The organism is Nocardioides sp., assembly GCF_036267815.1.
GTDB lineage: Bacteria > Actinomycetota > Actinomycetes > Propionibacteriales > Nocardioidaceae > Nocardioides.
In genome coordinates this window covers 1-5,828 of the sequence record NZ_DATAVI010000073.1, presented here as the reverse complement: position 1 = coordinate 5,828, position 5,828 = coordinate 1, and the positions used below count along the sequence as shown (strand labels likewise).

The following is a 5,828-nucleotide window of genomic DNA, read 5'->3' as shown; positions in this document are numbered from 1 at the left end:
CGGGTGCGCCCCCGCTGAAGAACTGCTCGAACGGCGTCCCCCGGAACGGGTTCTGGTCGTCGGGCGGCTGCTCGGTCATGGCTCAACGGTACGCCGTGACCGGTTGTGGCCGGGGACGGTGAGGCGGCGATGAGGGGGCAGCGCCGCTGCCGTGCCGCCGGCGTGCCGCCGCCGTGCCGCCGCCACGTGAGCGACGAGCGGGTCACCGAGTTGGCCACCCAGGCCGGCGCAGGCCGTAGGGTCTGAGGCTGTGGTGAGATCCGATCAAGAGGGCGAGCCGGCCGCCGCCTTGCGGCTGGTCGACCTGCGCGAGACCCCCCTCGACGTTGCGGAGGTGGTGGCCGCCCTCGACGACGACGCGTCGGGAGGCCTGACGCTGTTCATCGGGCGCGTCCGCGACCACGACCACGGGCTCGGCGTGCGGGGGCTGGAGTACTCCGCGCATCCGACTGCACTGGAGTCGCTGCGCCGCGTGTGCACCGAGGTGGCCGAGGAGTACGCCGTCCACGCCGTCGCCGCCGTACACCGGGTCGGCCGGCTGGCCGTCGGCGACATCGCGGTGATCGTGGCGACGACGTCGGCCCACCGCGGGACGTCGTTCGACGCGTCTCGCTCGCTCATCGACTCCCTCAAGGCCGAGGTCCCGATCTGGAAGCACCAGGAGTTCGCCGACGGCCGCGAGGAGTGGGTGGGCTCTCCCTGACCGCGCGCCTCGCGGACGGCGGCGTTCGCGGTGCCTACCCTGGGGCGCGTGGAGATCCTGTGGTGGCTGGCCCCGCCGGTGGTGGCGACCGTGCTGGCGATGCTGTGGGTCTCGTGGCTGGGTCGGGCGGGCCGGGGCGAGGTCGACCGCGAGGTCGCCGTACGTCGGCTAGGTGCCGCGCTGGCCAGACCCGGGCGGTCCGCCACGCGGACCCCTGGTCTGGCTCCAGCTCGAACCCCAGCTCGAACCCCAGCTCGAACCCCGGCTCGAACCCCAGGGCGGGCTCCGGGTCCAGGGGAGCGGAGCACCGGGGTGGCCCTGCGCCGGTCCCCGTCCGCAGCGACGCAGGCAGCGCCCGCCCCGGCTCTGGCGCCCGAGTCGGACGACGGCCTCCAGCCGCGGGCGCACCCCGCGCGACGGCCACCGGCACCGCGGCCCGGGTCCGAGGCGGAGCCGGGCCGGTCGACCCGTCGCGCCTCCTGACTTCGGCCGGGTGAGAGGCTTTCGGGCATGACGCAGCGCACCTGGGCCGCCGCGGTGGCCGTGCCGCTGCTCCTGGCCCTGGGCATGTACGCCGCGATCAAGCCCCTTCCCTTCGTCACCTACGCCCCCGGCCTGACCGTCAACGTCTTGGGCGACAACGACGGACGACCGGTCATCGACGTCCAGGGCCACCCGACGTACCCCGACGCCGGACAGCTGCGGATGACGACCGTCTCGGTCACCGACCGCAACTCCGACCTGGACCTGCTCACGTTGATGCGGACCTGGTTCAGCCGGGACGACGGCATCTATCCCTTCGCCATCCAGTACGGCAGCTCGGGCTCCTCGCAGGAGGACCAGGAGGAGGGGCAGGTCGAGATGATCAGCTCGCAGGACGCCGCCGTCGCCGCGGCGCTGCGGCAGCTGGGGTACTCCGTCAAGCCCAACCTCCAGATCGTCGTCGTCCAGCCCGACATGCCGTCGGTCGGCAAGCTCCAGCCGCGCGACATCCTGCTCAAGGTCGGCAAGACCAAGGTGAACCCGAAGACGGTCGTTCCCAACCTGATCGCCGCCGTGCCGGACGGGAGGTCCGTGCCGGTCACCGTCGAGCGGCAGGGGAAGCGGGTGACCGTGCACGTGACGCCGAGGACCGTCGACGGGCACAAGTACATCGGGGTCAAGCTCGGCATCGGCTACGACTTCCCGTTCCAGGTGTCGGTGAACATCAACGACGCCATCGGGGGGCCGAGCGCGGGGCTGATGTTCGCGCTGTCGATCTACGACACGCTGACCCCGGGGTCGATCACCTCCGGCGGCGTGGTCGCCGGCACCGGCACCATCACCGGTCATGGCCGGGTCGGCGCCATCGGCGGCATCCAGCAGAAGATCGTCGGCGCCCGTCAGGCCGGCGCGCAGCTCTTCTTGGTGCCGGCAGCGAACTGCGACGACGCCATCACCAGCGACCACGGGTCGATGCGCCTCGCCCAGATCGCCACGCTCAAGCAGGCCATCGCCGAGGTGACCGCCTGGGGCAAGAACCACGACGTCGCCCTGCCCCAGTGCACCGCCTCGAAGAGGAGTGGCACGTGAGCTACGGCGAGGGGGCACTGTCGGTCGATGGCCGGAGCCCGGACGCCGGACTGGCCGGCGCCGTGGTCGAGCTCGAGCGGCACGCCGCCGGAGAGGGCTGGGACCAGCCTGCGCGGCTGTTCGCCCTGGTCGAGACCGCGCGGCTGGCCGAGCGGGAGCCGCAGCTGGCGGAGACGCTGGGCGACGCCCCGTTGACGTCGATCCAGCAGGAGGGACTGGCGCCCGGGCTGTCCCTCGAGGACCAGCTCACGTCGATCACCTGGCCCGAGACGGTGCACGGCTGCGCGGCCCTCGTGGAGCGCCTCGTGCTCCCGCCCGAGGTGGAGCAGCAGCTGCCCGACGACACCGGCTCCGCCGCGACGTTCGCCGCAGAGCATCCGGGGCGGCAGGAGGTGCGGATCGTCGCCGCGGCGACCCGCACCGGCGCGTCGTACTGCGCGCTCCGGCTGCGGTCCCACGACGACGACGGCTCGGTGCTCACCGGTCCCGACCTCGTCCCCGGGCTGCTCGAGCTGGTGCGCGCCACGCTCGAGGCCGGAGCAGAAGGCGGCGAGCACCATGAGTGACGCCCTGGAGGAGGAGTTCGACGACTTCGCGCCGCGCCGCTCACGCCGGGCGCGGATCCTGCTGTTCTCGGCGCTCGGGGTGATCCTGGCGTTCTTCCTGGTCACCTTGTTCGTCACGATCTACACCAACCGTCTCTGGTACGGCTCGGTCGGCTACACCTCGGTCTACGACCGGATGCTGTGGACGCGGACCGGGCTGTTCCTCGGCTTCGGCCTGCTGATGGCGGTCGCGGTCGCGGTCAACATGGTGATCGCCTACCGCGCCCGGCCCTTCCAGCGGCCGGACTCGCCGGAGCAGACCGGGCTCGACCGCTACCGCGACGCGGTCGCGCCGATCCGGGTGCTGCTGCTGGTCTCCACCTGCCTGGTCGTCGGCCTCTTCGGCGGTGTCGCGGCCAACGGTCAATGGCGCACGTTCCTGCTGTGGGTCAACCGCCAGTCCTTCCACTCCAGCGACCCCTACTTCCACAAGGACGTCGGCTTCTACGTCTTCACCCTGCCGTGGCTGCACTTCGTGGTGGGCTTCGTGATCGCGGTGCTGGTGCTGTCGGCGCTCGGTGCGGTCGTCGTCCACTACCTGTACGGCGGCATCCGCCTCCAGGCGGCGACCGACCGGATGTCGTCGACGGCCACCGTGCAGCTCTCGATCCTCGGTGGCCTGGTGCTGCTCGCCAAGGGCGTCGGCTACTACCTCGACCGCTTCGACCTGGTGACCGGCTCGGGCTCGGTGGTGACCGGGATGGGGTACACCGACCAGCACGCCGTCCTGCCCGCCCGCAACATCCTGGCCGGCGTCGCGGTGATCTGTGCGGTGCTGTTCTTCGTCACGGCATGGCGCAAGGTCTGGCTGCTGCCCGGCGTGGCCGTCTCGCTCCTGGTGATCACCTCGATCCTGCTGGGCCTCATCTGGCCGGCCTTCGTCCAGCACGCCACCGTCGACCCCAACCAGCAGAACAAGGAGTCGAAGTACATCGCGACCAACATCACCGCGACCCGCGCGGCGTACGACCTGAACTCGATCGCGCTGACCCAGCAGAAGGTCGCTCCGGTCACCCCGGCGTCGGTGCAGGACCTGATCGACCAGACCACGTCGGTGCCGGTGGTCGACCCGACGTTGATCTCGGGGACCTTCGAGCAGACCGAGGCCGTGCGCGGCTTCTACACCTTCGACTCGGTGCTCGACGTCGACCACTACGTCATCGACGGCATCGACCGCGCGCTCGTGATCGGCGCCCGTGAGCTCGACCCGAGCGGCATCAACGCCAGCGACCAGAACTGGTCCAACCTGCACACCGTGTACACCCATGGCAGCGGCGTGATCTCGGCGTTCGCCAACCAGCGCCCGGCCGACAACGCCGCGGAGAGCCAGCAGACCGAGTGGGCGCAGGGGCAGGACCCCGGTCAGGACTCGCTCGAGCAGTCCACCGGCCCGTACCAGAACAGCATCTACTTCGGGCAGAACATGCTCGACGGCTACTCCATCGTCGGCAAGACGCCGGGGGCGCCCAACACCGAGATCGACATGAACGCCGAAGGCGCGCAGAGCTTCACGTCGTACACCGGTGGCGGTGGGGTCGCGGTCGGCGGCTTCTTCCACAAGCTGATGTACGCGATCAAGTTCGGCGAGCCGAACTTCCTGCTCTCGTCGCGGGTCGGCCCCGACAGCCGGGTGCTGTACTACCGGTCGCCGGCCGAGCGGGTCGAGAAGGTCGCGCCGTGGCTGACCCTCGACGACGACGTCTACCCGGTCGTCGAGGACGGGCACGTCCTGTGGGTCGTGGACGGCTACACGACCACGGACCGCTACCCGCAGTCCGAGCAGGACTCGTTCTCCGACATGACCAGCGACGTCGTCGGCCACCAGCCCGGCGTCCGCACGCTGCCCACCGACCAGATCAACTACATCCGCAACGCCGTCAAGGCGACGGTCGACGCCTACACGGGCAAGGTCACGCTCTACGCCTGGGACGAGAGCGACCCGATCCTGAAGGCGTGGCGCAGTGCCTTCCCCGGCACTGTGCTCGACAAGAGCCAGATCCCCAGCGACCTGCTGGCCCACCTGCGGTACCCCGGCGACATGTTCAAGGTGCAGCGTTACCAGTACGCGCGCTACCACGTGAAGGACCCGGGGTCGTTCTACAACGCCAGCAACCTGTGGCAGGTCGCGCCCGACGCGATCCACAAGAACGAGAACCAGGCGCCGATCCGGATGTTCGCCCCGGACCCGGAGAACAACGGCACGATGACGTGGTCGCTCACGTCGTCCTTCGTGCCCAACGGGAAGAGCAACCTGGCCGGCTTCGTGACCGCGGACTCCGATCCGACCACGCCCGACTACGGCAAGATCGTGGTCGACGTGCCGCCGAGCGAGAACCTTCCCGGTCCGGCCCAGGCCTACAGCCAGCTGGCCTCCGATCCGCGGATCAGCCACAAGACCCAGTCGTTCCGCCTCGGCGATGCCGAGCCCTACTACGGCAACGTCGTCTCGGTGCCGCTGCCCTCGGGCCTGATGTACGTCGTGCCCGTCTACGCGATGCGCGACCAGTCGTCGTCCTCGTCGTACCTCACCTTGCGCTACGTCATGGTGTCCTACGGATCCAGGGTCGGGATCGGACAGACGCTGGTGGACGCGATCACCGACATGGTCGGCAAGTCGTCGACCGGCACGGGCAACAACGGGAACGGGAACGGCAACGGCAACGGCAACGGCAACGGCAACGGCAACGGCAACGGCAACGGTCAGCAGGACAAGGGCGCGATGGCCAAGGCTCACGCCTTGCTGGAGAAGGCACAAGACGACTTCGCGGCCGCCGACCAGGCGCTCCAGCAGGGCAGGGCCGCGGAGTGGGTCAGGCTCAACCACCGCGCTCGCGCCGAGGTCGCCCGAGCCCTCAACCTGCTGAAGTAGACGCCGCGGACGTGCCTGCGATTTGAACGACGCCTCCGCTCTCCCGTACAGTGGCGCTCACCGACGCGGGGTGGAGCAG

At 70.2% G+C, this 5,828-nt stretch carries 4 protein-coding genes; all 4 read left to right on the top strand.

Going from position 1 to position 5,828, the window contains the following annotated elements; genetic code table 11:
- Positions 1–250 precede the first annotated feature (250 nt).
- The 4 genes from VHW64_RS16130 to VHW64_RS16115 all read left to right on the top strand — a co-directional run bounded on the left by VHW64_RS16130 (position 251) and on the right by VHW64_RS16115 (position 5,749).
- Complete coding sequence (locus VHW64_RS16130; protein ID WP_329651598.1) at positions 251–703, top strand: molybdenum cofactor biosynthesis protein MoaE; 453 nt, start codon at positions 251–253, stop codon at positions 701–703.
- Positions 704–1,213: 510 nt separating this feature from the next.
- A complete protein-coding gene (locus VHW64_RS16125; RefSeq protein WP_329651597.1) occupies positions 1,214–2,275 on the top strand; it encodes a YlbL family protein in 1,062 nt (353 codons plus the stop codon).
- Complete coding sequence (locus VHW64_RS16120; protein WP_329651596.1) at positions 2,272–2,841, top strand: PPA1309 family protein; 570 nt, start codon at positions 2,272–2,274, stop codon at positions 2,839–2,841. Before VHW64_RS16125 ends, VHW64_RS16120 begins: the two co-directional genes overlap by 4 nt.
- Positions 2,834–5,749, top strand: coding sequence for a UPF0182 family protein (locus tag VHW64_RS16115; protein WP_329651595.1), 2,916 nt, complete (start codon positions 2,834–2,836; stop codon positions 5,747–5,749). Before VHW64_RS16120 ends, VHW64_RS16115 begins: the two co-directional genes overlap by 8 nt.
- Positions 5,750–5,828: the final 79 nt, after the last annotated feature.

Bases quoted from the DNA above. Each gene is read 5' to 3' on its own strand.
- VHW64_RS16115 (WP_329651595.1), top strand. From the start codon at position 2,834: ATGAGTGACGCCCTGGAGGAGGAGTTCGACGACTTCGCGCCGCGCCGC.
- VHW64_RS16125 (WP_329651597.1), top strand. From the start codon at position 1,214: ATGACGCAGCGCACCTGGGCCGCCGCGGTGGCCGTGCCGCTGCTCCTG.